The 26471-nt window shown below is 75.4% G+C and carries 25 protein-coding genes; 18 read left to right on the plus strand and 7 right to left on the minus strand.

All coding sequences use genetic code 11. The features are described from left to right. The first annotated feature begins 45 nt into the window (after positions 1–45). The 9 genes from ABD385_RS22815 (at position 46) to ABD385_RS22855 (ending at position 9452) form a co-directional block, all read left to right on the plus strand. The gene (locus ABD385_RS22815; protein WP_344579108.1) at positions 46–762 is read left to right on the plus strand and encodes a maleylpyruvate isomerase family mycothiol-dependent enzyme; all 717 of its coding nucleotides are present in this window, start codon (positions 46–48) and stop codon (positions 760–762) included. A gap of 20 nt (positions 763–782) precedes the next feature. Continuing rightward, the gene (locus ABD385_RS22820; protein WP_344579109.1) at positions 783–1916 is read left to right on the plus strand and encodes an acyl carrier protein; all 1134 of its coding nucleotides are present in this window, start codon (positions 783–785) and stop codon (positions 1914–1916) included. Positions 1917–1942: 26 nt separating this feature from the next. After that, complete coding sequence (locus tag ABD385_RS22825; protein ID WP_344579110.1) at positions 1943–2197, plus strand: acyl carrier protein; 255 nt, start codon at positions 1943–1945, stop codon at positions 2195–2197. Beyond that, on the plus strand, positions 2194–3354 hold the full coding sequence (locus ABD385_RS22830; protein WP_344579111.1) for an acyl-CoA dehydrogenase family protein: 1161 nt from the start codon (positions 2194–2196) through the stop codon (positions 3352–3354). The genes ABD385_RS22825 and ABD385_RS22830 overlap by 4 nt, the downstream gene beginning before the upstream one ends. After that, positions 3347–4516 carry an acyl-CoA dehydrogenase family protein gene (locus ABD385_RS22835; RefSeq protein WP_344579114.1) on the plus strand — a complete coding sequence of 390 codons (1170 nt, stop codon included), beginning with the start codon at positions 3347–3349 and terminating at the stop codon, positions 4514–4516. The genes ABD385_RS22830 and ABD385_RS22835 overlap by 8 nt, the downstream gene beginning before the upstream one ends. Next, complete coding sequence (locus ABD385_RS22840) at positions 4513–5169, plus strand: 4'-phosphopantetheinyl transferase family protein (protein WP_344579117.1); 657 nt, start codon at positions 4513–4515, stop codon at positions 5167–5169. The genes ABD385_RS22835 and ABD385_RS22840 overlap by 4 nt, the downstream gene beginning before the upstream one ends. Further along, positions 5166–6710 (plus strand): AMP-binding protein, encoded by a 1545-nt coding sequence (locus tag ABD385_RS22845; RefSeq protein WP_344579120.1) that lies wholly within the window; start codon positions 5166–5168, stop codon positions 6708–6710. Before ABD385_RS22840 ends, ABD385_RS22845 begins: the two co-directional genes overlap by 4 nt. A gap of 132 nt (positions 6711–6842) precedes the next feature. Next, the gene (locus ABD385_RS22850; protein ID WP_344579123.1) at positions 6843–7793 is read left to right on the plus strand and encodes a nucleoside hydrolase; all 951 of its coding nucleotides are present in this window, start codon (positions 6843–6845) and stop codon (positions 7791–7793) included. Between the two features lie 222 nt (positions 7794–8015). Next, the gene (locus ABD385_RS22855) at positions 8016–9452 is read left to right on the plus strand and encodes an oxygenase MpaB family protein (protein WP_344579133.1); all 1437 of its coding nucleotides are present in this window, start codon (positions 8016–8018) and stop codon (positions 9450–9452) included. 54 nt (positions 9453–9506) lie between these two features. Here ABD385_RS22855 and ABD385_RS22860 read toward each other — a convergent pair whose 3' ends face one another. Next, positions 9507–9899, minus strand: coding sequence for a CU044_2847 family protein (locus ABD385_RS22860; protein ID WP_344579135.1), 393 nt, complete (start codon positions 9897–9899; stop codon positions 9507–9509). Between the two features lie 222 nt (positions 9900–10121). Between ABD385_RS22860 and ABD385_RS22865 the strand changes: the two genes are divergently transcribed. Then, entirely contained in the window at positions 10122–11582 is a 1461-nt protein-coding gene (locus ABD385_RS22865; protein WP_344579138.1) for an SDR family NAD(P)-dependent oxidoreductase, read from the plus strand. A 37-nt stretch (positions 11583–11619) separates the two neighbouring features. Then, positions 11620–11994, plus strand: a complete 375-nt coding sequence (locus ABD385_RS22870; RefSeq protein ID WP_344579139.1) for an MmcQ/YjbR family DNA-binding protein — start codon at positions 11620–11622, stop codon at positions 11992–11994. On the opposite strand, the gene ABD385_RS22875 is transcribed toward ABD385_RS22870, so the two are convergent. Further along, a complete protein-coding gene (locus ABD385_RS22875; protein WP_344579142.1) occupies positions 11981–13027 on the minus strand; it encodes a zinc-binding alcohol dehydrogenase family protein in 1047 nt (348 codons plus the stop codon). The two genes, ABD385_RS22870 and ABD385_RS22875, sit on opposite strands and share 14 nt — an antisense overlap. 135 nt (positions 13028–13162) lie before the next feature. Here ABD385_RS22875 and ABD385_RS22880 point away from each other — a divergent pair, with 135 nt between their 5' ends. Together ABD385_RS22880 and ABD385_RS22885 are read left to right on the plus strand one after the other, a co-directional pair. Continuing rightward, positions 13163–13429, plus strand: coding sequence for a GlsB/YeaQ/YmgE family stress response membrane protein (locus tag ABD385_RS22880; RefSeq protein ID WP_344579144.1), 267 nt, complete (start codon positions 13163–13165; stop codon positions 13427–13429). Between the two features lie 146 nt (positions 13430–13575). After that, positions 13576–14157 carry a TerD family protein gene (locus ABD385_RS22885; protein WP_344579146.1) on the plus strand — a complete coding sequence of 194 codons (582 nt, stop codon included), beginning with the start codon at positions 13576–13578 and terminating at the stop codon, positions 14155–14157. 111 nt (positions 14158–14268) lie between these two features. On the opposite strand, the gene ABD385_RS22890 is transcribed toward ABD385_RS22885, so the two are convergent. Then, positions 14269–15069 (minus strand): hypothetical protein, encoded by an 801-nt coding sequence (locus ABD385_RS22890; RefSeq protein ID WP_344579149.1) that lies wholly within the window; start codon positions 15067–15069, stop codon positions 14269–14271. A gap of 155 nt (positions 15070–15224) precedes the next feature. On the opposite strand from ABD385_RS22890, the gene ABD385_RS22895 reads away from it, so the two are divergent. After that, positions 15225–15491 carry a hypothetical protein gene (locus ABD385_RS22895; protein ID WP_016578255.1) on the plus strand — a complete coding sequence of 89 codons (267 nt, stop codon included), beginning with the start codon at positions 15225–15227 and terminating at the stop codon, positions 15489–15491. Between the two features lie 140 nt (positions 15492–15631). On the opposite strand, the gene tatA is transcribed toward ABD385_RS22895, so the two are convergent. Continuing rightward, the gene (gene tatA, locus ABD385_RS22900; RefSeq protein ID WP_344579231.1) at positions 15632–15976 is read right to left on the minus strand and encodes a Sec-independent protein translocase subunit TatA; all 345 of its coding nucleotides are present in this window, start codon (positions 15974–15976) and stop codon (positions 15632–15634) included. 157 nt (positions 15977–16133) lie between these two features. On the opposite strand from tatA, the gene ABD385_RS22905 reads away from it, so the two are divergent. After that, the gene (locus ABD385_RS22905; protein ID WP_425585455.1) at positions 16134–17657 is read left to right on the plus strand and encodes an LCP family protein; all 1524 of its coding nucleotides are present in this window, start codon (positions 16134–16136) and stop codon (positions 17655–17657) included. A 92-nt stretch (positions 17658–17749) separates the two neighbouring features. Further along, entirely contained in the window at positions 17750–19138 is a 1389-nt protein-coding gene (locus ABD385_RS22910; RefSeq protein ID WP_344579157.1) for a hypothetical protein, read from the plus strand. Between the two features lie 46 nt (positions 19139–19184). On the opposite strand, the gene mgtA is transcribed toward ABD385_RS22910, so the two are convergent. Together mgtA and ABD385_RS22920 are read right to left on the minus strand one after the other, a co-directional pair. After that, the gene (gene mgtA, locus ABD385_RS22915) at positions 19185–21890 is read right to left on the minus strand and encodes a magnesium-translocating P-type ATPase (protein ID WP_425585456.1); all 2706 of its coding nucleotides are present in this window, start codon (positions 21888–21890) and stop codon (positions 19185–19187) included. Further along, a complete protein-coding gene (locus ABD385_RS22920) occupies positions 21883–22176 on the minus strand; it encodes an ArsR/SmtB family transcription factor (protein WP_344579234.1) in 294 nt (97 codons plus the stop codon). The genes mgtA and ABD385_RS22920 overlap by 8 nt, the downstream gene beginning before the upstream one ends. Before the next feature lie 265 nt (positions 22177–22441). On the opposite strand from ABD385_RS22920, the gene ABD385_RS22925 reads away from it, so the two are divergent. Both ABD385_RS22925 and ABD385_RS22930 read left to right on the plus strand, forming a co-directional pair. Then, entirely contained in the window at positions 22442–23989 is a 1548-nt protein-coding gene (locus tag ABD385_RS22925; RefSeq protein WP_344579160.1) for a hypothetical protein, read from the plus strand. 168 nt (positions 23990–24157) lie between these two features. Continuing rightward, positions 24158–25321 carry a PP2C family protein-serine/threonine phosphatase gene (locus ABD385_RS22930; RefSeq protein WP_344579163.1) on the plus strand — a complete coding sequence of 388 codons (1164 nt, stop codon included), beginning with the start codon at positions 24158–24160 and terminating at the stop codon, positions 25319–25321. Positions 25322–25330: 9 nt separating this feature from the next. On the opposite strand, the gene ABD385_RS22935 is transcribed toward ABD385_RS22930, so the two are convergent. Beyond that, positions 25331–26443 (minus strand): PP2C family protein-serine/threonine phosphatase, encoded by a 1113-nt coding sequence (locus ABD385_RS22935; RefSeq protein ID WP_344579165.1) that lies wholly within the window; start codon positions 26441–26443, stop codon positions 25331–25333. Between the last annotated feature and the right edge of the window lie 28 nt (positions 26444–26471).

Below are 26471 nucleotides of genomic sequence, written 5' to 3' on the forward strand. Positions count from 1 at the left end.
CCGGACCGCCGGCCCGAGAGCGCACCACCGAAAGGGAACCGCACCATGAAGGAAATACCCCCCACCCCGGAGTCCTTCCGGGAACTCGCGGCCGCCGCCGACCGGCTGCTGACCGGCCTGGCCGACCTCACCGACGCGGACGTCCCGGCCCCGTCCGCGCTCACCGGCTGGACCCGCGGCCACGTCCTGAGCCACCTGGCCCGCCAGGCACCGGCCCTGGAACGCCTTTTGACCTGGGCCCGCACCGGCGTGGAGACCCTCCAGTACCCCGACCGCGCCACCCGCGACGCAGAGATCGAGGCCGGCGCCCACCGCCCCGCCGCGGAGCTGGTCGCGGACGTGCGGGAGACCGCGGCCCACTTCCAACGCAGCGTCGAGGAACTGCCGGAACCCGCCTGGCAGGCTACCGTCCGGCCGTTCACCGGCGAACTCTGCACCCCCCAGCGGGTGTTGGTGATCCGCCTGCGGGAACTCGAACTCCACCACGTGGACCTGGACCTCGGCTACCGCGTCGCCGACATCCCCGCCGGCGCCCGCAACGTCATCCTCGCGGACGTCCTCGGCTACTACGCCCAGGCGGCGGACGTCCCGCCGTTCACCCTGCGCGACGACGGGGGAGCGGAGCTGGCGCGCTACGGCACCGGCGGCCCGGTCGTCTCCGGCAGCCCCGCCGACGCCCTCGCCTGGCTGTCCGGCCGGTCCACCGGCACCGGCCTGCACACCACCACCGCGACGCTGCCCGTCCTGCCGCGGTGGCTGTGACCGAAGGAAGAGGAACGGACATGGCACACCTGGACTTCGGCCCGGTCCACACCGGCCTGCTGGACTGCATCCAAGTCAACGTCGCGGTGCTCGCCGACCACCACCACGGTCCCGGCGCCCACCTGCGGCTCGGCGCCCCCCTCGGCCTGCGCTCCTGGGCGCGCGCCGAGGACGGGCTGCCCACCGTCGACCCGCCGCTGACCGAGCAACTGGCCACCCTCCCAGCCCTGGTGGGGCTGCGGGTCGTCGACCACGCCCGGCTCACCGGTGCGGAACTGCTCGCCACGCCGACCCCCGACGACGGCGTCCGCTACGTCGTCGCGGACGCCCACGAACTGCCCTGGCTGCCCTACTGCGGCCGGGCCCACATGCCGCACAGCTTCCTGCTGGCCGCGGGCCCGGACGGCTGGCACGTCACCGACGCCTACCGCAACGAGACCGAGTGGGGACCGGCCACCCCCGGCCACTGGGTGCTGCCCACGGCGGACCTCGCCGCACTCACCACGGCCGACGTCGTCGAACTGGCGCCGGTCGACCTCCCGCCGCTGCCCGCCCTGCGGCCCGCCCCGGACTGCGAAGCGGCCGCCGCCGACGCGTACCTGGACGCCTACGAGAAGTGGCCCGACCGGGCCCGGGCGATCGAGCAACTCACCGTCGAGACCTGGCTGTTGGCCCGCACCCGCAAACTGCACGCCACCTACCGCGCGCTGTTCGCCGGCCGCGTCGACGGGCCGGAGCCCGGCCCCGAGGCCGACCACCTGCGTGCCTGGGACAAGGTCGTGGAGCAGACCTACCTCGCCCACCGCCGGGTCGCCCGAGGTCGCGCCGAACCGCCCGGCGTGGTCGACCGCCTGCGCGCCGTCCTCACCGCCGACCGCACGGTCTTCGGGACGGTCCCCGACCCCGCGGCGCCGCCGGCGGCGGACGACGAACTGCGCCGCCGGGTGGCCGCGGTGGCCGCCGACGTGCTGGGCGTTGCGGTCGCCGACCTGCTCGGCGGGGCCCCGTTCGACTCCTTCCCGGCGTTCAGCTCGTTCCGCCTGGTCGAGATCATCGAACGACTGGAGAGCGCCCTGGACCGCGAACTCGACGCCGACGAACTCATCCCCGAGAACCTCCGCCGGGTCGACGACCTCTGTCGCATCGCCCGCTGACCACCCACCTTCCTGGAAGAGACCCCATGGACGCCCGCTTCACCGACATGCTCCGCCCGTTCCTCAAGCACTCCGGCGCCGCACCGCTCGACCTCGCCCCGGACACCGACCTGCGCCGGCTCGGCGTCGACTCCATGCAGGCCATCGAACTGCTCTTCACCATCGAGGACACCTTCGGCATCTCCCTGCCGGACGAGGACCTCAACGACACCACCTTCGCCACCGCCGGCAGCCTCTGGCAGGCGATCGCCGCACAGCTGCCCGGCGAGGTCACCGCATGACCGGCACCGACCTCGCGGCCCGGCTGGTCGAGGCGGCGGAGGTCGCCGCACAGCACGCGGCCCGCACCGACCGGGCCGCGGAGTTCCCCACCGACGCCCTGGACGCGCTCCGTAGCACCGGCCTGCTCGGCCTGCTGGTCCCGACCGAGCACGGCGGACTCGGCGGGGGCGCACGGGGGTTGGTGACGGCCGCGGAGGCGCTGGGGCGCGCCGACATGTCCGTCGGCATGATCTTCGCGATGCACTGCCAGCAGGTCCAGGCGGTCGTGCAGTTCGCCGGCGAACGGCTGCGCAAGGAACTCCTCCCGCGGATCGCGGCCGGCGAGTGCTACCTCGCCTCCGTCACCACCGAGGCCGGCAAGGGCGGCCACCTGCTCACCGCCCAAGCCCAACTCGACGAGAACGACGGTCAGTTGACGATCGACCGGTTCGCGCCCATCGTCACCGGCGGCGGCCACGCCGACGGCTTCCTGATCACCATGCGCAGCCCCGGCGCGGACGCCACCGCCAGCGAGGTGTCACTGGTCTACGCCCACCGCGACCAGCTGACCCGCACCCCCTCGGGGGACTGGCAGCCGATGGGGATGCGGGCCAGTCACAGCGTCGCCCTGCGGCTGACCGGCCGGGTCCCCGACCACCACGTCATCGGCGAACAGGGCGGGTTCCACCAGATCGCCGCCCAGGTCTTCGGCCCGCTGGCACACCTCGGCTGGTCGGCGGCCTGGCTCGGGACGGCCGCCGGCGCGCTCTCCCGCGTCCTGCGGCTGCTGCGCAGCCCGGCCGGCCGCGAACGCTTCGACCTCGGCTCGGAACTGCTGCTCACCCGGATCTCCCGCGCCCGGCAGCGCCTGGACACCGTCCACGCCCTGCTCCAACAGAGCCTGCGCACCCTGGAGTCCGGCGCCGACCTCGCCGCCCCGGCCCGGCAGCTCCAACTCAACGCGCTCAAGATCACCGCCGCGGAGGAGTGCCACGCCGCGGTCGACGACCTGGTCACCGCCCTCGGCCTGCGCCACGGCTACCTCCAGGACTCGCCCACCGGCCTGGAACGGGCCCTGCGCGACCTGCGCTCGGCCGCCCTCAACTACAGCAACGACCGACTGCACCTCGCCGACGGCCGGCTGGCCCTGCGCGACCAGGGAGTCACCTTTGCCTGACAGTCCGCCCGTCCCCGCGAGCCCGCCGACGGCCGACCCGGGGCCCCCGCCGGCACCACCGGCCGCCCCCTACGCCGCCCTCGACGCGCTGCCGGCGACCGCGACCGGCGCCGAGGTGTGGGCCGCGCTCGGCCGCGCCGGCCTGCTCACCCGCGCCTACCGCGACGGCACCGTCACCGCGGGCACCGACCCCGACGGCCTCGCCGACCTGCTCACCGCCGTCGACGCCCGCTTCAGCATCCCCACCACCCTGACCGCGAGCGTCCAACTCGCCACCGCACTGCCGGTCCTGGCGGCCGGCCGGACGCCACCCGCCCGGCAGGCCCTGGACGAGGTGCTGTCCGGTCGGGCCACCGTCACCCTCGCCGCCACCGACGCCACCACCGGTACCGACCTCGCCGCCCTGCGCACCGAGGTCCGGATCGCCGACGACGGCCTGACCCTCACCGGCACCAAACGGTGGATCGCCAACACCACCACCGCGGCCTGGCACCTCGTCCTGGCCCGGCACCGGCCCGGCCGCCACTTCACCCACTTCACCTGGGTCCTGGTCCCCGCCGACGCACCCGGCGTCACCGTCCGGGCCGCCGACTCGGCCCTGTTCGCCCCCTCCGGCACCGGGCACCTCACCCTCGACGACGTCCGGCTCGACCGCGACCACCTGGTCGGCCGCACCGGCTTCGGACTGCCGCTCTTCGCCCGCCACATCGCCACCGAGCGGCTGGCCGGCGCCCAGTGGGGCGTCGCCCTGTGCCGGCGCGTCCTGGCCGACACCCACCGCCACCTGACCCGGCGCCCGCACGGCGACGGCACCCTGTGGGACCTGGAGCCGGTGCGGCAGCGCTTCGCGGCCTGCCTGGTGAGGGTGCGGGAACTGCACGCCCTCGCCGCGGACTGTGCGGACGCGGTGGCCCTGCGCCACGACGCCACGGCCGCCGCCGCCCTCAAGGCCGCCGCGGGCTCGACCGTCAACCACGTCCTGGCCGCCTGCGGCCAACTGTGGGGCGCGGAGGGCTTCACCACCGGCGGCATCCAGGAAGTCCGCGCCCAGGCGGCGCTCTTCGACATCGGTGGCGGCGCCGGCGAGGTCGTCCTCGGCGCCGTCGCGGACACCGCCGAGGCCACCCTCGACGGCCTGGCCCGGCCGGGCACCCTGCCGTGACCCGGCCCTTCCGCGTCGCCGACCGGGTCTGGTTGAGCACCACCAGCGACCCGCGGGGACGCCCCGGCCCGGCCCCGGCCAGTCGCCACCCGGACGACCTGCGCCGGGCCGCCGCCCTGCCCGAATGGCGGGCCCGCGAATTCCTCGCCGGGCGCGGCCTGTTGCGGCAGTTGCTCGCCGCGGTCCGCCCGGACCTCGCCGACGCCGAGATCACCGCCGATCCACGGGGCAAACCCGCCCTGCACGGCCACCCCGACATCGGCATCAGCGTCTCGCACACCGAGGGCGCGGTGGCCGCCGGCGTCGCCGTCGGCCGGGCCCTCGGCGTGGACGTGCAACGCCCCACCGCGCACGTCGGCCCCGCCCTGACCCGCCGGCTGCCGCCCGACCACGCCCGGCAGCTCGCCGCGCTCCCCCCGGAACGCGCCGCGGCGGAGGTCGCCTGGATCTGGACCGCCCAGGAAGCCTGCGTCAAGGCCAGCGGCGCGGGCCTGGCCGGTCGCCCCTGGACCATCCCGGTGCCGCCGGGCGCCCGCCGCGGGCACTGGCGCGGATACCGCTGGACCACCCTGCGCGACCGCTCCGCGCTCCCGCTGAGCTGCGCCTACACCGACCGCGACGCCCCCGTCGAGAAAGCCGGACCGCCCGCATGAGCACGCCCGCCGCCAGCCACCGCACCCTGTACGACTGGTTCGCCGCCTCCGCCGCCCGGCACGGCGACCGCCCCGCCCTGGAAGTCGCCGGCACCACCCTCGACTACGGCCAACTGGCCCGCCGCGTCGAGGCGTTGGCCGCCCGCCTCCGGCAGCACCTCGGCGCCCGCCCGCCCCGCCGCATCGGACTGCTGGCCGCCCGCACCGCCGTCGCCTACGCGGGCTACCTCGCGATCCAGCGGCTGGGCGCCACCGTCGTCCCGCTCGGCCCCGCCTTCCCCGCCGGACGCAACGCGGCCGTCACCCGGGCCGCCGACCTCGACGCGGTGCTCGCCGACACCACCGCCGACCACCCCGAGCCCCTCGGCGTGCCGACCCTCACCCTCACCGACGACGCACTGGCCGCCCTCCCCGCGGCCACCGTCCCGGGCGCCCGCACCGCCCACCCCGACGACCTCGCCTACCTCCTGTTCACCTCCGGCTCGACCGGCGTCCCCAAAGGCGTCCCGGTCCGCCACCGGAACGTCTGCGCCTACCTCGCGCACGTCGTCGCGCGCACCGGCGCCGGCCCCGGGGACCGCTTCTCGCAGACCTTCGACCTGACCTTCGACCCCTCGGTCCACGACATGTTCACCGCCTGGGGGAGCGGCGCCACCCTCGTCGTGCCCAGCCGCGGCGAACTCCTCGCACCGGTCCGGTTCGTCAACCGGCGGGCCCTCACCCACTGGAACTCCGTCCCCTCGCTCGTCTCCCTCGCCCAACGCCTGCGCGCCCTCAAGCCCGACAGCATGCCGACCCTGCGGCACAGCACGTTCTGCGGCGAACCGCTCACCCTCCAGCAGGCCGCCGCCTGGCACCGGGCCGCCCCCGCCAGCACGCTGGAGAACGCCTACGGCCCCACCGAACTCACCGTCACCTGCGTCACCTACCGTCTCCCCGCCGACCTCGCCGACTGGCCCGCCACCCGCAACGGCACCGTCCCGATCGGCGCCCCGCACCCCGGCCTCGAACTCCGCCTCGACGACGGCGAACTGTGCATGCGTGGCCCGCAGCGCTTCCCCGGCTACCTCGACCCGACCGAGAACGCCGGCCGTTTCCTGGCCCCCGACGGAGCGCCCCACGACCCGGCCACCGCCCTCACCGACGCGCACTGGTACCGCACCGGCGACCGGGTCGCGCCGCTGCCCGGCCCGGCCGGCGCACCCCCGCTCCTGGTCCACCTCGGCCGCGGCGACCAGCAGGTCCAGGTGCACGGCTACCGCGTCGAACTCGGCGAAGTGGAAGCCGCGCTGCGCGCCCTGCCCGGCGTCCGCGACGCGGCCGTGCTGCCGCTGGCCACTCCCGGCGGCACCGAACTCACCGCCGCCTACACCACCGACGACCCGGCCACCACCCCCGACGGCCTGCGCACCGCCCTGCGCGCCCGCCTCCCCGCCTACATGGTCCCCGCCTCCCTCACCGCCCTCGACGCGCTGCCGCTCAACCGCAACGGCAAGCTCGACCGGGCGGCGCTCGGCGCGGCCCTCGCCGTGACCCCGTGACCCCGTGACCCCTCCCGCACTCCGCCACCGGGCGACCCCCGCCCCCGGAAGGGACCCCGTGGCGCCCCGGCCCGCCGTACGCTGGCGGCGCCCGCCCGACCCCGCCCCGCCACCTGCCGAAAGGGCCCGGCCATGACCGCACTCCCGCTGATCATCGACACCGACACCGGCTCCGACGACGCCGTCGCCCTCCTGCTGGCCGCCGCCAGCGGACTCGGGGACGTCCGGGCGGTGACGACCGTCGCCGGCAACGTGCCGGTCGCCGTCGCCGCCCGCAACGCCCTGATCTCCCTGGAGACCGCCGGTCGCACCGACGTCCCCGTCCACCTGGGCTGCGGCGGGCCGATGCTGCGCGCGGCGTCCGACGCGACGGAGGTGCACGGCGAGGACGGAATGGGGGACACCGGCCTGCCCGACCCCCGCACCGCGCCCCGGGACGGGCACGCGGTCGAGGCGCTGCTGTCCCACGCCCACCGGCACCCGGGGGAGTTGACGCTCGTCACCCTCGCCCCGTTGACCAACATCGCCGCCGCCCTGCTGATCGACCCGGAGCTGTTCACCCGCTTCCGGCACGTGTACTGCATGGCCGGCGCCGCCGACCTGACCGGCAACGTCTCGCCGACCGCCGAGTTCAACGTCTGGGCCGACCCCGAGGCCGCCCGGATCGTCACCCGCGCCGCCACCGCCGACAAGGTCACCTGGATCGGCTGGGACGTCTCCCGCAAGGACGCCGTCATGCACCCCGCCGACCAGCAGCGGCTGGCCGAACTCGGCACCCCCATGGCCACGTTCGCCCACCGCATCAACCGCACCGTCGCGGAGTTCGCCCGCACCGTGACCGGACTGGCCGGCTACGACCTGCCCGACCCCATCGCCATGGCCGTCGCCCTCGACCCCGGCCTGGTCACCGAGCAGGAGCGCGCCTACGTCGAGATCTCCCTCGCCGACGAGACCCGCGGACAGATGGTCATCGACCGGCGGTTGGTCGCCCCGCCCGCCAACCTCACCCTGGTGCGCCGGGTCGACGAGGCCGGGTTCAAGAAGCTGCTCTTCGACACCGTCGCCGCGCCCGACCGCCGATGAGGCCCGCCGGCCGACCGGGACCGCCGGCACTCCGGGACGCCCCGGCGGCGCGGATGCGGGCCGTCCGCGGCAAACCCGCCGGGCCCACAGATCGCCCGGACGGGTGGTCTCGCGCCTGAAAACCCGTCGAGGAACGGGTCACGGAGGCTACTCCTACGGCTGGGCGGGCGTCTCACTCGCCCGTCGAACTGCCGCTGTGCCCCTGCTCGTTGGGAGAAGTCCGTGACCACTGCCCTGCCCGGATCCGACCGCCCGCTGCGCCGCACCCTCGGCGAGCGTCGGATCGCCCTGGTCGCCTGGCGCCTGCTCGTGCTCCAGAACGCCGATCCGACGGTCGCCGCCGGCCTCGCGGAGTTCTCCACCTACCGCGCCCATCCCTGGCGGCGGGTGGAGCACACCATGGACAGCGGCAAGCGGCTGTTCTTCGCCGACCGGGAGGGACTGCACCGGGAGATCGCCCGCCTGGAGCGGACCCACCGCCGCATCCAGGGCACCACCGCCGACGGCCGCAGCTTCACCGCACTGGAGCCCGCGGTCCGGGTGTGGGTGCTGGTCACCCTGTACGAGTCGATGACCGCGATGGGGGAGCTGTCCGGAGCGCCGCTGGGCCCGGCCCAACGCGAAGAGCTGTACGCCGAGTTCCGCTCCGTCTGCGACGCGTTCGCGCTGCCCGCCGAACTCTTCCCGGCGACCGCAGCGGACGTGCCCGCCTACATGGAACGCACCATCCGCGAACGCCTGGAGTACACCGGAGCCGCGCACGACCTGCTCTTCGACATGCTGCGCCAGGCACCGGCCCCGCGCCGCCTGGGGCGGCTGCGCCCCGCCTGGCCACTGCTGCGCCCGGTGATCGCCCGCCTGCTGACCGCCCTGACCCTCGCGGACCTGCCACCGGCCTTCCGCGAGCGCTTCGGCCTGCGCCGCAGCCGCAGCGCCGGCGCCCTGTCCTGGACGCTGCACCACGGCGCGCGGCACGTCCTGACGCGACTGCCCGACCGCCTGCGCTACCGCTCGGGGACGGACGGTGACGGCACGGCCGGGCGGGCCACCACCGAGGAGCCCGGTACCGACGGCGCCGTGCCGGGCGCGCACCTGCCGCGGCCCCGCCGCTCCGGCCGCGGCACCACGCGCCGGGCCCGCGTCGAGACCTTCTTCCGGCAGGTGCTCGACCAGACCGGCGACGGGTACCTGACCGCCGCCGACCTCCAGGCGATGGCGCACAACGTCTGCTGGCAGCTGGAACTGTCCGAGGACCGGGAGGCCCAGGTGTACGCGGGCTTCGACGCCTGGTGGCAGCAGATCCGCAGCTCCATGGACACCGACGGCGACGACCGGGTGTCGCTGGCGGAGTTCAGCACCGCCGTGCTCGCCGGCGTCGACCAGGACCCCGCGTACCTGGAGAAGGGCCTGCACCCGGCGCTGCGGGCCCTCTTCCGCGCCGCGGACACCGACGGCAGCGGCCGCCTCGGCGCCGACGAGTACCGGGTGGTGTTCGGCAGCTCCCGCATCCATCCGGCCGAGCTCAACCACGGTTTCCGCCAACTCGACGCCGACGGCGACGGAGAGATCACCGAGGAGGAGTTCCTCGCGGCGTTCACCGCCTACTTCACCGCCCGCGGCGACTCCGCGGCCGGCGCTCAGCTGCTGGGACGGCCCTGACCCCGGTCACCGGGGCCGGTCCCGTCCGGGCCGCCGCCCGCCGGCACCGGCCCCTCAGGCGGTGGGCTGTGGCCGCCAGGTCGCGGTGATCGTCAACGACGCCCGCCCGCTCCCGGCGACGACGCCGAGCTTGAGGTCCTGGCCCACCTGCACGCCGAACTGCACCGACACCTCGTCGGGGGGCCGCTCGGCGGCGGTGACCGCGTCGTGCACCTCCTGGAGCAGCGGGCCCAGCGGCCGCAGGACGGTGTGCAGCGCCGCCACCGCCTCCGCCGCGGCCCGTCCGCCGCCGTGGGCCCCGGCCGTCTCCGGTGCCGTGCGCCCCCAGAAGCCCTCCGCCGGGGCCGTGCCGGGCAGCTCGTCCGCGCGGGTCGGGTCCGGCGCCGGTGCGAGTTCCAGGCGGATGGACGTCCCGTCGGCGAGGGCGAGTTCAGCGTCGTGCGGCACGTCCCTCATTGTGCCGATCACCGGCGCCGGCGACAGCGGAACGGCCGGATCGGCGCCGGCCGGCGCGCGCGGCCGCCGTCCGCGGGCCCGGGCACCGCCGCCGCCGGTTTGGCGCGCTCGCGCGCGGCTGGCGTAAAGTTCCGCCGTAGCTCGAACAGGCAATCCCGAGGTCCCATGGCCGGCCTGGAGAGACCGAACGATCCCAGGAAAGCGGCAGCGGCGATGACGGTGACGGAAGAAGGCCGGGCCGAGCGCACCGGAATCGACGCCGAGCGGATGGCGATCTGCTTGAGCGTCCTGGAGGAGCTGGACGCCCTGCCGGTGGACCACCCCGACGCGATCACCATACGGCGGGCCACTGCCGGGATCTTCCGCGAGGTCAAGCGCCGCCGCCGGCAGGAACGCCGGTTCGCCAAGACCGCCCACGACAAGGCGGTCACCGAGGCCACCGCCACCGGGGCCGCCGACCGGATCGACGACGAGACCATGGGCCGCGCCCTGGCCAGCTCGGTGCGCACGGACGTCGCCGGCATCCTGCAGCGGCCCCGCTCCTGCTACGTCTGCAAGTCCCGCTACGTCGAGGTCGACGCCTTCTACCACCAGCTGTGCCCCTCCTGCGCCCAGGAGAACCGGGCCCGCCGGGACGCCCGCACGGACCTCACGGGGCGGCGCGCGCTGCTCACCGGCGGCCGCGCCAAGATCGGCATGTACATCGCGCTCCGGCTGCTGCGGGACGGCGCCCACACCACGATCACCACCCGCTTCCCCAACGACGCGATCCGGCGCTTCACGGCGATGCCGGACAGCGCGGAGTGGCTGCACCGACTGAAGATCGTCGGGATCGACCTGCGCGACCCGTCCCAGGTCCTCTCGCTCGCCGAGTCGGTGAGCGCCGAGGGCCCGCTGGACATCCTGATCAACAACGCCGCGCAGACCGTCCGCCGCTCGCCCGAGGCGTACCGCAACCTGATCGAGGCCGAGTCCGCTCCGCTGCCCGCCGGTGAGCTGCCCGCCGCCGTCGTCCTCGGCCACTTCGGCAGCGGTGCGCCCGCGCTGCCCGCCGCGGCGCCCGGCGGCACGTCCGGGCTGTCCGCCACGGACCTCACCGCCCTCGCGCTGACCAGCGGCTCCGCCTCGCCGGCCCGGATCGAGGCCGGCACCGCGATCGACGCCGGCGGTCTGGTGCCCGACCTGCATGCGAGCAACAGCTGGATCCACACGGTGGACGAGGTCGACCCGGTGGAGCTCCTGGAGGTCCAGCTCTGCAACATGACCGCACCGTTCCTGCTGGTCAGCAAGTTGCGTCCGGCGCTCGCCGGGTCCCCGGCCCGCCGCAAGTACGTGGTGAACGTCTCGGCGATGGAGGGCCAGTTCAGCCGCGGGTACAAGGGCGCCGGCCACCCGCACACCAACATGGCCAAGGCCGCGCTGAACATGCTCACCCGCACCAGCGCCCGCGAGATGCTGGAGAGCGACGGCATCCTGATGACGGCCGTCGACACCGGCTGGATCACGGACGAGCGTCCGCACCCGGACAAGATGCGGCTGGCCGACGAGGGCTTCCACGCCCCGCTGGACCTGGTGGACGGCGCGGCCCGGGTCTACGACCCGATCGTCCGCGGCGAAGAGGGCGAGGACCTGCACGGCTGCTTCCTCAAGGACTACGCCCCGTCCCCCTGGTGAGCCGAGGGCGGCGGGCCCCGCGCCGTACCCTGGTGACGTGACCACGACCACCTCCGAAGCCGCGCCCGCGCCGGACTCCGACGACGTCCGGCGCCTCGCGCTCGCCCTCCCGCAGACCGCGGAGAAGCAGGCGTGGGGCATGCCCACCTTCCGGGTCGCCGGGAAGATGTTCGTCACCGTGCCCGACGACGAGTCCTCGTTCGCCGTGCGGTGTCCGATGCACGAGCGCGGCGAGCTGATCGCGGCGGAGCCGGAGAAGTTCTGGGTGCCGCCGCACGAGGCCGGCTCGAACTGGGTCCGGGTGCGCCTGGCCGCCCTTGAGGACCTGGACGAACTCCGCGACATCTTGCTCGACTCGTGGCAGCAGGCGGCCCCGGCCGAACTCGTCGCGGCCTACCTCACGACCCGCTGAACTCCGCGTCGGGCACCAGCACGGCCGCGCCCTGGACGCGGTCGCCGGCCAGGTCGGCGAGGGCCTCGGGCGCCCGGCCGAGCGGATACGGGGTGGTGGTGACCCGGATGCCGATCCGTGCCGCGGTCCGCAGGAACTCCTGCCCGTCGAGCCGGGTGTTGGCCGTCACGCTGCACAGGTTCCGCTCGTAGAAGAGGTGTTCCTGGTAGGTGAGGGGCGGGATGTCGGTGAGGTGGATGCCGGCGACGGCGAGCGTGCCCGACCGGTCCAGCGCCGCCAGTGCCACCGGCACCAGATCGCCGACCGGCGCGAACAGGATCGCCGAGTCCAGCGGTTCGGGCGGCCGGTCGTAGGCGCCGCCGGTGGACACCGCGCCCAGCGAACGCGCCAGTTCGCGGGCGCGCGCGGACCGGGTCAGCACGTGCAGCCGGGCCCCCTCGGCCACCGCGACCTGTGCCGTCAGGTGTGCCGAGCCGCCGAAGCCGTAGAGGCCCAGCCGGCCGCCCGGCGGCAGGGCGCAGCGGCGCAGCGCGCGGTAGCCGATGATCCCGGCACACAGCAGCGGTGCCAGCGTGGTCGCGGGCGTCGACTCCGGCAGCGGGTAGGCGTAGTCGGCGGGGAGCAGCGTCAGGTCGGCGAAGCCGCCGTCCGCGTCCCAGCCGGTGTACCGCGAGGACGGGCAGAGGTTCTCGGCGCCGGCCCGGCAGTACCGGCACCGTCCGCAGGTGGCCCGCAACCAGGCCCCGCCGACCCGGTCGCCGGTCCGGAAGCGCGTCACCGCCGCACCCGCGGCAGCCACCCGGCCCACGATCTCGTGTCCCGGTACGGTCGCCGGCCGGTGCGGTGGAAGATCACCCTCAGCGAGATGCAGATCCGTACGACAGACACCGCAAGCCTCCACCGTCACCAGGAGTTCCCCGGGACCGGGCTCGGGGACGGGGCGGCGCACCGACGCCAGCGGCCCGGAGGCGATCGGCCCCGGTCGCTCGACGGCCCACCCGGTCAGCGTCTGCGGGTGTGCGGCGCACGCCATGTCCCCAGCGTCCCGCCGGCCCGGCCCGCCGGCAAACGCTGCGCCGGCCGCCCCGGTCGTTCCGGCGCGGACAACTTCTACAGTGATGTAGATTTTCGGACCGCACCTACCCAACGACCAAGGAGGGGATGTCCCGTGGGCATCATCAGCTGGATCGTGCTCGGGCTCCTGGCCGGGGCGATAGCCAAGTTCCTGCTCCCCGGGCGCGATCCGGGCGGGCTGGTGGGCACGACGCTCATCGGCATCGCCGGTTCGTTCATCGGCGGCTGGCTGTCGTCGAAGTTCCTGCACCGGCCGATCGCGCACGACTTCTTCGACCTCGCGACCTGGATCGCGGCCATCGCCGGCGCCCTGGTCCTGCTCGTGGCCTACCGGTTGCTGTTCGGCAATTCCCGGAAGTGAAACGGGGCCCGCGCCGGCGGTGGTATCGATTTCCGTCCCGGAATGTCGGCTTCTACTGTGAGGTGGATCGTGGATTCGTCGGTGGAAGCCGGAACTGCCGTGCCGGCGCGTCCGTTTCCAGTTGAGACCGACACATGGGGAATCAGATGAGTGTGAATTTGAGCAAGGGCCAGAAGGTCAGCCTGAGCAAGTCGGACGGCGGCGCGCTCAGCGTCGTCCGGATGGGGCTGGGCTGGCAGGCGGCGCGCCGCAAGGGCTTCCTGGCCCGGCTGACCGCCCGTGAGATCGACCTCGACGCCTCGGCCGTGCTCTTCGCCGGCCAGCAGCCCGTGGACGTCGTCTTCTTCAACCACCTGGTGAGCGACGACGGCTCGGTGCGGCACACCGGCGACAACCTCGTCGGCGGCGCCGGTCAGGGCGGTGACGACGAGTCGATCCAGGTCGACCTGGCGCGGGTGCCGGTCCACATCGACCAGATCGTCTTCACCGTCAACTCCTTCACCGGGCAGACCTTCGAGGAGGTGGAGAACGCCTTCTGCCGGCTGCTCGACGACAGCACCGGCCAGGAGCTGGCCCGTTACTCCCTCTCCGGCGGCGGTTCGCACACCGCCCAGATCATGGCCAAGGTCTTCCGGTCGAACGGCGGTTGGGAGATGGCCGCGATCGGCACGCCCGCCCAGGGCCGCACGTTCGAGGACCTGATGCCCGCCATCGCCGCGCACCTGTGACTCCCGGCCCGCGCGTCCCCGGTTCCGTTCCCGGCCTGCCGGCGGGCCCGGGCGCGCGGGTGCACCGCCGGTCGCCGCCCGTGCCGCCGGGGAGTTCCCCGGCGGCACGGGTCAGGGCGCCCCGGGTGCGGTCGGCCCGGAGAACCCCGGGCTGCTGAAGTCGGGTCCGGCGAAGTCCGGTGAGCTGTATCCGGGGCCTTCGGACGGTGCGGGCCGGGGCTCGCCGCCGCCGGACACCCCGGCCGTGGCCGGGCGGGGGAGTGCCGGCCGGCCGCCGGCTCTGCCGTCGCCCGCCACGCGCTCGATCCGGCCGAGCAGGAACGGCGTGATCCCCCGCTCCAGCAGCGCCAGTTGCCAGGCTTCGTGCGCCCGCACGAGCGCCGGATCGGTCTCGTACGGCGTCCGGGCCTCGGCCGCCGCCCGGTTGCGGGAGGCCGCCACCAGCAGCCAGACCAGCCCGGTCAGCGTCGCCACGACGGCGACCCCGGCGGACGTCCAGCCGGCCGCGATCAGCTCGTCGGCGAGCCGGGACGGCGCCGCCACGGTGTGCAGACCGAAGCCGAACAGCAGGAAGACGGCCGCGGCGGTGGCGGCCAGTCCGGGCACCAGCACGCCCAGCGCGGGGAGTACCCCACCGCTGCGGGACGTCGTCCCGGCGGCGGGCGGGGGCGGTACCGTCCGGGTGCCGTCGGCCGCGGCGCCGCGCAGGCGGACGAGTTCGCGGTGTTCGGCGGCCGCCGCGGCGGCCAGCGCGTCGCGTGCGTCGAACGCCGCGCTGCGCAGCTGCTCGACGTTGAGCGAACCGGCCGCACGAGACAGTGCCGTCCTGACCTCCGGGGAGTTCAGGGCCTGGCCCACGGTGCGCTCGAATGCGGCGGTGTCCGGTGCCTGTAAGCGGTCGTTCTGGTGCACGTGTATTCCCCGATGGATAGAGGGCCAAGATTGCCCGGCGGTCCGGCCAGGTACCGGCCGCGCCCCGCGGACGATGGCGTGTTGCGGCCACTGTCCGGACAACGCGGCGCACCCCTTGATGGTTCCCTGATTGCGCAATCCCTAAAGTGTTGCTCATGGACGAAAAGGACGCGGTGTCGGTCGCGGTGACGGGCGTGGGTGTCGAGGTGGAGCGGTGGGAGGTCGCGGTGCTGACCGGCGGCCCCGCCGACGGGGTGCGACTACGGGTGACCGGCCGACCGGGCGTGCTCCAAGTGAGCCGCCCCTGCCGGGTGGAGAGCGCCCCGGACGGCCTCCAGGTCGCGGCGCTGCACATCTACCGCCGCGACCTGAAGGTCAAGAGCGAGCCGCTGCGGTACGGCTTCGACGGCGTGAGTCCGTGAGGCGCGCGCCGGGTCGGGCCCCGGAAGCGGGGTAGGCCCTTGGCGGGTGGTCCTCGACGGGCGGCCCGCGCGCGGCAGTCCTTGGGTGGGCGGCGGTCCTCGGTGGACGGGGCGCGGTGCGCGGTCCCGGTCGGTCCGCGTCAGTGTGCGGGGTTCGGGCCGGGTTCGCGCTCCGCGTGGGCGGCGGCCGGCCGCTCGGTGCCCGCGCCGCCGGGTGCCGCGCCGCCGGTGGTGCCGGTGGCGGTCGCACCGGGCGCCGGGTGGATCGTGCGCGCCGCCTCCGCGGGCTGGGGCGGGCCGGGTGCGTAGGCGGTGGTCGGCGGCGTGCCGTCGTCGTCCTTCATCGCCTTGGTCTCGCTCTTGAGGATGCGCAGCGACTTGCCCAGTGCCCGGGCGGTGTCCGGCAGCTTCTTGGAGCCGAAGAGGAGAATCACCACGAGCGCCACGATCAGCAGGTGCCAGGGTTCCAGTCCGTTGCGCAGCATCGCTGCCACCCTTCTCTCGTTGTCACCACGGTCGGTCTTCGCGGCCGTCGTCGCGCGGACCCGGCCGGAAGTTCACTTGCTACATTGCGCAACTGTATAACCCTGGGCAGGGGGGATCCGTCTGCCGGCAGGAAAAAGCACGGACGAGGGTGTGCACGTGACACGCAGCCACGGGGCAGGGGCCGCACACGGAGGCGGCCAGGGGAGCGGGGCGGGGCACGTCCGGGGACCGCGGCGCGGGGTGCGCATGACCGCCGCGACGACCCTGGCGCTCCTGGTCCTGCTCATCGCCGGCGCCGGCTGGCTCTACCTCCAGCTCAACGGGGACATCACCACCTTCGGCGCGGACGGCCTCAGCCCGGACCGCCCCGCGGCCGGCGCCGGCAGCAACGTCCTGGTCATCGGCTCCGACTCGCGGGCCGGCCGGAACCGCCGGCTCGGCGGCGGGGAGGGCGACGTGGGGCGCTCCGACACCGCGTTCCTGCTGCACGTCCACGGCGACGGCCGGCACGCGCTCGCGGTCTCCTTCCCCCGCGACACCCTCGTGGAGATCCCGCCGTGCCGGCTGCCCGACGGGCGGTGGACGCCACCGCGCTCCGCCGCGATGTTCAACTCCGCGTTCACCGTGGGCGGCACGACCAAGGGGAACCCCGCCTGCACCCAGAACACCGTCGAGGCCCTCACCGGGCTGCGCGTGGACCACACCGTCGTCGTCGACTTCGCCGGCTTCGCCGCGCTGACCACCGCGGTCGGCGGGGTGCCGGTCTGCCTGCCCCAGGACGTCCACGAGGGCGACCTCAACCCGCACCTCGGGGCGCCCGGCAAGCTGGTCTTCCCCCGCGGCCCGCAGACCGTCTCCGGCCAGCGGGCGCTGGACTACGTCCGGCTCCGGCACGGACTGGGGGACGGCTCCGACATCGGCCGGATCAAGCGCCAGCAGGCGTTCACCGCCGCGTTGGTCAAGAAGGTCAGGGCCCGCGGCATGAACCCCTCCGCGCTGCTGCCGCTGGCCCGGGCGGCCACCGCGGCGCTGACCGTCGACCCCGGGCTGGGCACGGCGGACCGGCTGCTGGCCTTCGCCCTGTCGATGAAGGACGTCGACCTGCACGACACCAAGTTCCGCACCCTGCCCTGGCGGTACCAGGGCGCCCGGGTCGCGGTCGTCCACCCGGCCGCCGACGAACTCTGGGCCGCCCTGCGCGCCGACCGCACCGTGGACGACCAGGCCACCGGCAGCACCAACAGCACCGGCAGCACCGGCCGGTCCGGTGCGCCGGACGACGGCAAGGCCGCCGCCACCGGGCCGCCCGCCGCCCCGCCCGGCACCGGCATCGCCGTCACCGTCCACAACGGCACCACCGTGTCGGGGCTGGCCGCGCACGCCGCGGCCGAACTGCGGGCCGCCGGGTTCACCGTCCTCGGCACGGCCACCGCCGGCCAGCAGCACGCCACCACCGTCGTCGCCTACGGCCCCGGCCAGCAGGACCGGGCGCAGACCGTCGTCCAGTACTTCCCCGGCGCGCTCCTGCAACCCACCGCCGCCCCCGGCATCGCCCTCACCCTCGGCCGGGACTACGCCGACCGGCCCACCACCGGTGCCGGCGGCCCGCCCGCACCGCCGGCGGACGGTGCCGGGCGGTCCGCCGCCGACGACCCGTGCGCCGACCTCTCGTACGGTTGACCGGAGCGCCTCGCGGCGATCACCGGCACCGCCACGTCACCTCCCACCCATGTCCCCCCTGTCGCCTTGACGTTGAGGAGAAGATCAGTCCCATGACAGCCCTCCGCCGGCCCTCGCCCGGCGCCCTGACCGCAGCCCTGCCCAGGGTCCTCGCGGCGTTCCTGCTGACGGCCCTGGCGCTGCTCGCCGGGACGGCCGTCCTGTCGCAGCCGGCGCACGCCGCCGGCACCGGCCTGGACGCGGTGGCCGACGCCCTCAAGAAGAGCCCGGTCTACGTCGATCCGCGCGTGCGCGAGCAGCTCCCGGACGCCGACCGCAACGCGCTCGCGGCGAAGATACGGGACGCCGACAAGCCGGTCTTCGTGGCCGTCCTGCCGGACGTCCCGGAGTTCCCCCGGGCCACGCTGCTGCGGGACCTGCGCACCAAGGTCGGCATCACCGGCGTCTACGCCGTCCACCTCGGCGCCAACGGCTTCAACGCCGGCGCCGACCCGCAGGTGCTGTCCCACAACGCGGCCCGCAACCTCACCGAGGCCGCGCGGAACTCCCACAAGGGCGATGCCAAGGCGATGGTCACCGACTTCGCCCAGCAGGCCGTCGGGCAGGCCCGCGGCGCGGCACCGTCCTCCTGGAACGAGGGCGACGGCGGCTCCGCCACCGGGCTGCTCATCGGCGGCGCCGTGGTGGTGGCCGGCGGCGTCGGCGGCTACGCCCTCTTCCGCCGGGCCAAGAAGCAGCGCGAGGAGCGGGAACGCGCCGAGCTGGCGGCGCTGCAGGTGGTCGTCGACGAGGACATCACGGCCTTCGGCGAGGAACTGGACCGCCTCGACTTCACCCCGTCCGAGCCCGGCGCCACCGACGCCATGCGCACGGACTACACCGGCGCCCTGGACGCCTACGACCTCGCCAAGTCCAAGATGGCCGAGGCCCGCCGCCCCGAGGACGTCCGCCCGGTGACCGAGGCCCTGGAGGACGGCCGGTTCGCGCTGGCCACCCTGGCCGCCCGCCGCACCGGCGCCCCGCTGCCCGAGCGCCGGCTGCCCTGCTTCTTCGACCCGCGGCACGGCCCCTCCACCGCCGACGTCCCGTGGGCCCCGCCCGGCGGCGCGCCGCGCCAGGTCCCGGCGTGCGCCGCCGACGCGACCCGGATCGCCGACGGCCTGGAGCCGATGGCCCGCACCGTCCAGACCCCGGGCGGCCCGCAGCCCTACTGGGACGCCGGACCGGCCTACTCCCCGTGGGCCGGCGGCTACTTCGGCGGCGGCAGCGTGCTCACCGCGATGGTGGCCGGCACCCTGCTCGGCTCGGTGCTCAGCGCCCCGTCCGCCTACGCCGACTCCTCGTTCGCAGGCGGCCCCGAGGGCGGCAGCGAATCGGGCGCCGACTTCAACCCCGCGGACTTCGGGGGCGGGTTCGGCGACGGCGGCGGATTCGACGGCGGGGGCCTCGACGGCGGCGGTTTCGGCGGCGGCGACTGGTGAGCCGCCCGCCCCGCTGACCCTTCGGCACCAGCGCGGGCCCGGCGGATCAGGCCACCGATCCGCCGGGCTCGCCCGCGCCGTTCTCCCGGCGCGCGTACCGCATCCGCGCGAACGCCAGCGCCGCCCCGTAGACCGTCAGGACCACCGAGAGCAGCAGGTAGTACAGCGGCGGCGGGGCCGACATGGCCAACACCGGCGCCAGCGGCGAGACCGGCAGCAGCAGACCGACCACCGCCAGTGCGGTCACGGCCAGGTGGACCGGGCCCACCGTCCGCCGCTCCGCGGCCCGCCGCCCGGTGCGCAGCAGCAACATCACCATCCCCTGGGTGAGCAGGTTCTCGGTGAACCACCCGGCGTGGAACATCGTCGGGCTGTCCGTCCCGGCCGTGACCTTGGCGGTGAACGCCAGCACCGCGAAGGTCGCCAGGTCCGCCGTGGCGTTGATCAGGCCGAACGCGGTGATGAAGCGGAGGAAGACCCGCGGTCGCAGCACCGCCGGCCGGCGCGCCGCGCCCACCGCCGGCTGGTCGAAGGCGAGCGAGAGCTGCGCCGCGTCGAAGCACAGGTTCTGCACCAGGACCTGCGCCGGGAGCATCGGCAGGAACGGCAGCAGCAGCCCCGCCGCCAGCATCGCGATGACGTTGCCGAGGTTGGACGACAGGGTGATCCGCAGGTAGGCGCCGATGCTGCCGCTGGCGTTCCGGCCCGCGGTGATCGCCCGGTCGATGGCGGTCAGGTCCTTCTCCGCCAGGACCACGTCGGCGCCCTCGCGGGCCACCGGCACCGCCCCGCGCGGGCAGATCCCCACGTCGGCCGCGTGCAGCGCCGGCAGGTCGTTGACCCCGTCGCCCAGGAACCCGGTGGTGTGCCCGGCACCCCGCAGCGCCGTCACGATCCGGGCCTTGTCCTGAGCCGTGCAGCGCGCCACGACGGTGGCCCCCTCGACCGCCTCCGCCAGCGCCGGTCCGGTCAGTCCCGCCAGTCGGCCGGCGGTGAGCACCTCACCGGGGGCCAGTCCCAGGTCCCGGCAGGCCCGGGCGGCGGTCCCCGGGTGGTCGCCGGTGAGCACCTTCACCGCCACGCCGCGCTCGGACAGTACCCGCAGGGCGTCCTCGGCGGACGGCGCCAGCGCGTCGCTCAGCGCCACGAATCCGACGAAGGTCAGCCCCCGCACGTCCCCGTCGGCGTAGCCGCCGAGCCGGGGCCGGCGGTCGCCGCGGGCCACCGCCAGCAGCCGTAGGCCGCCGGCCGCCTCCTCGGCGGCCCACCGCAACAGCCGCTCGCGCGCCGCGTCGTCCAGTGCGGTCTCCGCCCCGTCGGCGCGCACCCGCCCGCACCGGGCGAGCACGTCCTCCACCGCGCCCTTGACGACCACGGTGTGCACACCGTGCCGCCCCGGCAGCCGGACCACCGCCGTGGACATCCGCACCACGGGGTCGAACGGCAGCGCCGCGATCCCGTCGTACTCCAGCGGATCCGTGCCCTGCTCGTCCGCGGCCGCCAGGACCGCCTCGTCCAGCGCGTCGGGCACCGGCAGTTCGGCCAGCTCGATGGTCCAGAAGCTGTTCACCGCCGCCCAGTGCAGGACCTCCGGGTCGGAGGTGCCGTCCGGGCCGGTCGACCGCACCACGACCGGCCGGTCCTGGGTGAGGGTGCCGGTCTTGTCCAGGCACAGCACGTCGATCGCGCCGAGGTCGTGCAGCGCGGGCAGCCGCTTGACGATCACCCCGCTGGTCCGGGCGAGCAGGGCGGCGCCGCGGGCCAGCGCCGTGGTCACGATCACCGGCAGCATCTCCGGCGTCAGGCCCACCGCCACCGCCACCGCGAACGGCAGCGTCTCCAGCCCCCGCCCGCGCAGCGCGGCATTGGCCATCAGCACCAGCGGCGGGGTCAGCAGCATGAAGCGGATCAGCGTCCAGGCGATGCCGTGCACCGACCGGTCGAAGGCGGTCTCGCCGCGCCGCCGGGCCCGCCCGCGGTACGCGGCGGCGAACCGGGTGTCCGCGCCCGTCGCCACCACCAGGCCGGTCCCGCTGCCGGTCGCCACGCTGCTTCCCTGGAAGCACACGTGCGGCGGCTCGGACGCGTCCGGGGGGCCGTCGGGCGGGGCATCCAGTGCCTGCTTCGGCACCGGTACGGACTCCCCGGTCAACGCCGCCTGATGCACCGTCAGCCCGGCCGCGCGCAGCAGCCGGAGGTCCGCCGGCACCAGGTCGCCGGGGCCCAGCCGCACCAGGTCCCCGACCACCAACTGGTCGACGGGCACCTCCCGCACCTGCGGCGCCGCGTCCCCGTCCGGCCGGCGCTGCACCGTCGCGGTGGTGGCGACCAGCTCCTGCAACGCCGCCATCGCCCGGCCGGCCTGGTGCTCGCCGCCGGACCGCAGCGCGCAACTGACCACCACCAGCGTCATGATCACGCAGGCCGTGCCCCAGGACGCGACGGCCGCCGAGACCAGCCCCAGGCACAGCAGCACCGTGGTGAACGGGTCCCGCAGCGCACCCAGGAAGCGCCGCGGCCAGGACACCGGCCGCCACGACGGGACGGTGTTCTCCCCGAACCGGGCCAGCCGCTCCTCGGCCTGCGCCTCGGTCAGTCCGCGCGGCCCGCTGCCCAACCGCCGCATCAGCTGCAACGCCGTCAGCGTGGCCGGCTCCACCGGTCCCCCCACCGGCTCGGCCGCTCCCGCGCGCGCCGCATCGGCGTCCGGGGACAGCGGGTCGGCCCCCGGCGCCGCGGTGATCTCAGGCACCGAGCCGACGCGGGCGGGCCGGCGCGGTGCCCTCGCCGCGGGCGGTGAGCTGGACGACGAGCGTGCGCATCACCGCGACCGTCTCGGGGTCGTCGACGAAGTACACCACTCGGCGGCCTTCGCGGCGGGAGCGGACCAGGCCGGCCAGTTTGAGCTTGGAGAGGTGTTGGCTGATGGCGGGCAGGGCGCCGCCCACGCGTTCGGCGAGGCCGCTGACGTCGCTCTCGCCCTGGGCGAGTGCCCAGACGAGGTGCAGGCGCGGGGGAGAGGCCAGCAGGCCGAACATCGCGGCCGCCTCGGCCAGCACGTCGGCGGGCGGATCGGCCGGCGCGGCCGTCCCCTCGATGCTCCTCACCACTGCCGCTCTCCGTCCCTTTGGGAGCCCCTTGCCCCGGAGCGCCCAGTGTAGGCGGCGCACCGGATCCACCGGCAGGCCGAAGCCGGTGCCGAACCGGCGCGTGCGGAGTGCCGGGCCGGCCGGCGGCCAGCATGATGGCGCCAGGATCCGACCGGCCCCCGACGGGCGCCCACCCACCCCGCGAGGTCTGCTCATGGAAGAGAGCCGGTCCGTCCCCAACGCCCCGGCGGTGCGCACGGCGCCGGTCCCGGGCCGCCGCCCGTCCGCCGCACCGCGGTCCACCGCCCGCCCGCTGCCGTGGCTGGCCCTGACCGGCGCCGCGTTCACCGTCCTGCAACTGGTGCTGGTGGTGCCCGGCACCGGACTCGGCTGGGACGAGACGGTCTACGCGAGCCAGGTCGCCCGGGACGTCCCGGCCGCCTTCTTCAGCGCGCCCCGGGCCCGCGGCATCACCTACCTCATCGCGCCGGTCGCCGCGCTGACCTCCGCCACCACGGTCCTGCGGCTCGCCCTCGCGGTCCTCTCGGGCGTCGGACTCTGGGCGGCGCTGCGGGTCTGGCGGCCACTGCTCCCCACCCGGGTGCTGGCCCTCGCCGGCGCGCTCTTCGCCACCCTCTGGATCACCCTGTACTACGGCCCCCAGGTCATGCCGAACCTCTGGTCCGCCTACGGGGCGCTCGCGGCCACCGGGTACTTCCTGCGGTCCGTACGGGACCGCACGGACCGCCGGGCGCTGGTCGGGCTCCCGCTGGCCGTCGCGGTGGTGGCGCTGATGCGCCCGCCGGACGCCGGCTGGCTGGTGCTCGTGCCGGCCGCGGCGGCCCTGGCGGTGCCCCGGTGGCGGCGCCCGGCCCTGGTCCTGCTGCTGGCGGGCGGGCTGCTGCTGGGCGCCGCGGACTGGATCGTCGAGGCGTACACCCGCTACGGCGGCCTGCTGGCCCGGCTGCACCGCGCCGCCGAGATCCAGGGCGGCATCGGCTGGCACCCGGCCCTGGACGACCAGATCCGCAGCCTGGACGGGCGCGGGCTGTGCCGGCCCTGCGACGTGCCCTGGAGCCATCCCTTCACCGCCGGCTGGTTCTTCGCGCTGCCGCTGCTCACCGCCGTCGGCATCCGGGCCGCGGTGCGGGCCCGGCGCCCGGCCACCGCCGTGCTGCCCACCGCCGTCGCGGTGGCGCTGGCGGTGCCGTACCTCTTCCTCATCGACTACGCCGCGCCCCGCTTCCTGCTGCCCGCCTACGCGCTGCTGTCCCTGCCCGTGGCCGACGCCCTGTGGCGGTCGGCCGCTCCCGGGGGCCGGTTCCGGCCGCGGGCCACCGCCCTCCTCGCCGGGGCGCTCGCCGCCCACCTGGCCGTCCAAGGCGCCGTGCTGACCGGCAACACCGCCCGCAACCGCCACATGCGCGCGGACTTCACGGCCGCCGCCGACGCCCTGCACGCGCGGGGCGTGCGGCCACCGTGCGTGCTCTCCGGCGACCACGCCGTGCAGCTCGCCTACTACGCCGGCTGCGCCTCCCGGCAGACCGCCGGACCCGACGCCGGCACCAGCCCGGGGGAGCTGCGCGCCGAGGCGGCCCGCCGGCCCGTGGCGCTGCTCGTCCCGCCGGGCGACGCCGCACCCGCCGTCGCCCGCGGCTGGCGCCCCGTGCCGCTGTCCGACACCGACAGCTTCCGCGGCTACCGCGCCTACCTCCCGCCCGCCCCGCGGACCACCGCGGGCCGCGTGCCGGCCGCCCGATGACGCCCCGGCGTACGGCCGGGGAACCCGCGTGCACCCAGAATTCATCCGCCCTCCGCCCGCAGGGGCGGACCGGTGGCTTCCGCACCGTGTTTGATCGAAGCTGCGGGGGAGCCACCCCACCACCCGACCTCGACGGCTCTCCGCACCGGCGGTTGCGGAAGTGGGTCCATGAGCGCGAGCAGTACCGGCCATGCCGAACGGGCGCGGCTGCGCGCCGCCGAGGACGCCGCCGAGCGGATCGGCACCACGCTGGACGCCCGCACCACCTGCACGGAACTGGCCCGGTTCGTCTGTCGGTCGCTGTGTGACGCCGCCGCCGTGGAGCTGCTCCCCGACGACGCCGTGCCCCACCAGGCCGAGCACCCCGCCGCGGACCCGGCCGCCGCCGTGGTCCGGGCGACGCTCCACCGGGTCGCGGCCGTGGGCCACGCCCACCTCCTGGAACCCGACCGCGGCAGCGCGCCGGCCGTGGTGACCGTTCCGCTCCTCGCCCACGGGCACCTGCACGGCGTGCTGCGTGCCGCCCGGGCCGACGGCGGCTTCACCGCGGACGAGACCGCCACCCTCCACCACGCGGCGCGCCTCGCGGCCGTCCACCTCGCGCACGCCCGCCGGCACGCCGCCGCCCGGCGCACCGCCCTGGACCTCCAGCGGGCCCTCCTCGCCGAGCCCGGCCGACCGCACCCCAACGTGGAGCTCGCCACCCGTTACCTGCCGGCCGACAGCGGGGCCCTGGTCGGCGGCGACTGGTGCGAGACCATCCGGCTGCACTACGGACGGACCCTGCTGGTCATGGGCGACGTCATGGGCCACGGGCTGGAGGCCGCCGTCGAGATGAGCGCCTACCGCTCCGCCCTGCGCTACGTCGCCTCCGCCGAGCTGCCGCCCCACCGGGTGCTGCGTCAGCTCGACGCCGTGGTGGCCCGGGACGACCGCCGGCGCCCGGCGACCTGTCTGCTGGCCCAGCTCGACCCGGCCCGCTCGCTCGCCTCGTTCGCCAGCGCCGGCCACCTCCCGCCGGTCGTCTTCGGCGCCGACGGCACCGCCCGACTGCTGGCCGTGCCCGCCGGACCGCCGCTGGGCACCGGCGCCGGCGGCTACGAGCTCGTCACATCCGTCCTCACCCCCGCCGACACCCTGCTGATGTTCACCGACGGCCTGGTCGAGCGGCGCGGCGAGGACATCGACGCGTCGCTGTCCCGGCTCGCCGGGCTGCGGCTGCCCGCCGGGGCCGCCCCGTCGGACGTCCTCGACGAGGCGTTGCGCCGGCTCGGCGGCGGGCACGTCGAGGACGACGTGGCGGTGCTGGCCGCCCGGATCCGCGGGCGGTGACCGGGCCCGTCACTCGGGGCGGGGCCCGCCCGGCCGGGTGAGCGCGATCATCGCGACGTCGTCGTTCAGCGTGCCGCCCGCGTACCGCAGCAGATCGTCGTGCAGGCGCCGGACCAGCGCGGCCGGATCGGTCTCGTGCCACGCGGCGAGCCGGTCGGTCAGCGGGTAGAACGTCCCCGCGTGGTCCCTGGTCTCGATCACGCCGTCGGTGTAGAGCAGCAGCACCTCACCGGGCGCGAACGTGAAGCTCTCGACCTTGTAGTCGCTCTCCACCGGGGTGGTCAGCCCCAGCGGCACCGCCGGCTCGGCGACCTCCAGCGATCTGACCCGCCCGCCGCCCAGCAGCAGCGGTGGCGGGTGCCCACAGTTGACGATCTCGATGGTCGGATCGTCGTCGTGGACGTCCAGGACCAGGGCGGTGACGAAGGCCTCCAGGTCCTCCTCCGGGGCGTTCGCGGTGTTCCAGTGCACGGAGTTGCCCAGGTGCGCCACCGCCGCGGTCAGCGGCAGGTGCTGGTAGGCCGAGCTGCGGAACGCCCCGACCAGTGCCGCGGCCTCCCCGATCGCGGCCAGGCCCTTGCCGCGGACGTCCCCGATCACCAGCCGGGTCCCGCCAGGCAGCGGCACCGCCCCGTAGAGGTCGCCGCCGATCTCCGCCTCGGCCTCGGCCGAGATGTACGCCGACTCGATCCGCAGCCGCCCGATGCTGTGCGGCAGCGGCCACAGCAACACCTGCTGGGCCGCCACCGCCACCGAGCGCACCCGGCTCAGTTGCCGTTGGTGCCGGTCCCGGGCGTAGCGGTAGAGGGTGAGCAGCACCGAGATCACGAAGAGGCCGGCGATCTGGGCCTCGTGGTTCGGGGTGGTGAGCCCGCCGTGCAGATGGCCGATGAGGACCTGGGCGGCCACCGCCAGGAAGCCGATGGCGCCGGTCAGCCCGGCGCCGGCGAACGAGGCGGTGAGCGCCGGCGCCACCACCAGGAACGGTCCCAGGTGGATGGTGGTGGGCAGGTTGACGTCCAGCAGGGTGATCGCCACGATCAGCGCGAGCGGGACGGCCGGCAGGCCGTGGCGCAGCCGCCAGGGCCTGCCGTTGCCGGGAAGACCGCGCGGGACACGCATACCTCTTCTTTACACCTGCGGCGACCCC

It is taken from the genome of Streptomyces lunalinharesii (assembly GCF_039532155.1).
GTDB classification, from domain to species: Bacteria; Actinomycetota; Actinomycetes; order Streptomycetales; family Streptomycetaceae; genus Streptomyces; species Streptomyces lunalinharesii.

What these genes read in the sequence shown, in the direction of transcription:
- ABD385_RS22885 (WP_344579146.1), top strand. Translation starts at nt 13,576, where the DNA reads ATGAGTGTGAATTTGAGCAAGGGCCAGAAGGTCAGCCTGAGCAAGTCG.
- ABD385_RS22935 (WP_344579165.1), bottom strand. Translation starts at nt 26,443, where the DNA reads ATGCGTGTCCCGCGCGGTCTTCCCGGCAACGGCAGGCCCTGGCGGCTG.
- tatA (WP_344579231.1), bottom strand. Translation starts at nt 15,976, where the DNA reads ATGCTGCGCAACGGACTGGAACCCTGGCACCTGCTGATCGTGGCGCTC.
- ABD385_RS22820 (WP_344579109.1), top strand. Translation starts at nt 783, where the DNA reads ATGGCACACCTGGACTTCGGCCCGGTCCACACCGGCCTGCTGGACTGC.
- ABD385_RS22875 (WP_344579142.1), bottom strand. Translation starts at nt 13,027, where the DNA reads ATGGCGTGCGCCGCACACCCGCAGACGCTGACCGGGTGGGCCGTCGAG.
- ABD385_RS22865 (WP_344579138.1), top strand. Translation starts at nt 10,122, where the DNA reads ATGACGGTGACGGAAGAAGGCCGGGCCGAGCGCACCGGAATCGACGCC.
- ABD385_RS22925 (WP_344579160.1), top strand. Translation starts at nt 22,442, where the DNA reads ATGGAAGAGAGCCGGTCCGTCCCCAACGCCCCGGCGGTGCGCACGGCG.
- ABD385_RS22850 (WP_344579123.1), top strand. Translation starts at nt 6,843, where the DNA reads ATGACCGCACTCCCGCTGATCATCGACACCGACACCGGCTCCGACGAC.
- ABD385_RS22830 (WP_344579111.1), top strand. Translation starts at nt 2,194, where the DNA reads ATGACCGGCACCGACCTCGCGGCCCGGCTGGTCGAGGCGGCGGAGGTC.
- ABD385_RS22845 (WP_344579120.1), top strand. Translation starts at nt 5,166, where the DNA reads ATGAGCACGCCCGCCGCCAGCCACCGCACCCTGTACGACTGGTTCGCC.
- ABD385_RS22815 (WP_344579108.1), top strand. Translation starts at nt 46, where the DNA reads ATGAAGGAAATACCCCCCACCCCGGAGTCCTTCCGGGAACTCGCGGCC.
- ABD385_RS22895 (WP_016578255.1), top strand. Translation starts at nt 15,225, where the DNA reads ATGGACGAAAAGGACGCGGTGTCGGTCGCGGTGACGGGCGTGGGTGTC.
- ABD385_RS22825 (WP_344579110.1), top strand. Translation starts at nt 1,943, where the DNA reads ATGGACGCCCGCTTCACCGACATGCTCCGCCCGTTCCTCAAGCACTCC.
- ABD385_RS22910 (WP_344579157.1), top strand. Translation starts at nt 17,750, where the DNA reads ATGACAGCCCTCCGCCGGCCCTCGCCCGGCGCCCTGACCGCAGCCCTG.
- ABD385_RS22930 (WP_344579163.1), top strand. Translation starts at nt 24,158, where the DNA reads ATGAGCGCGAGCAGTACCGGCCATGCCGAACGGGCGCGGCTGCGCGCC.
- ABD385_RS22920 (WP_344579234.1), bottom strand. Translation starts at nt 22,176, where the DNA reads ATGTTCGGCCTGCTGGCCTCTCCCCCGCGCCTGCACCTCGTCTGGGCA.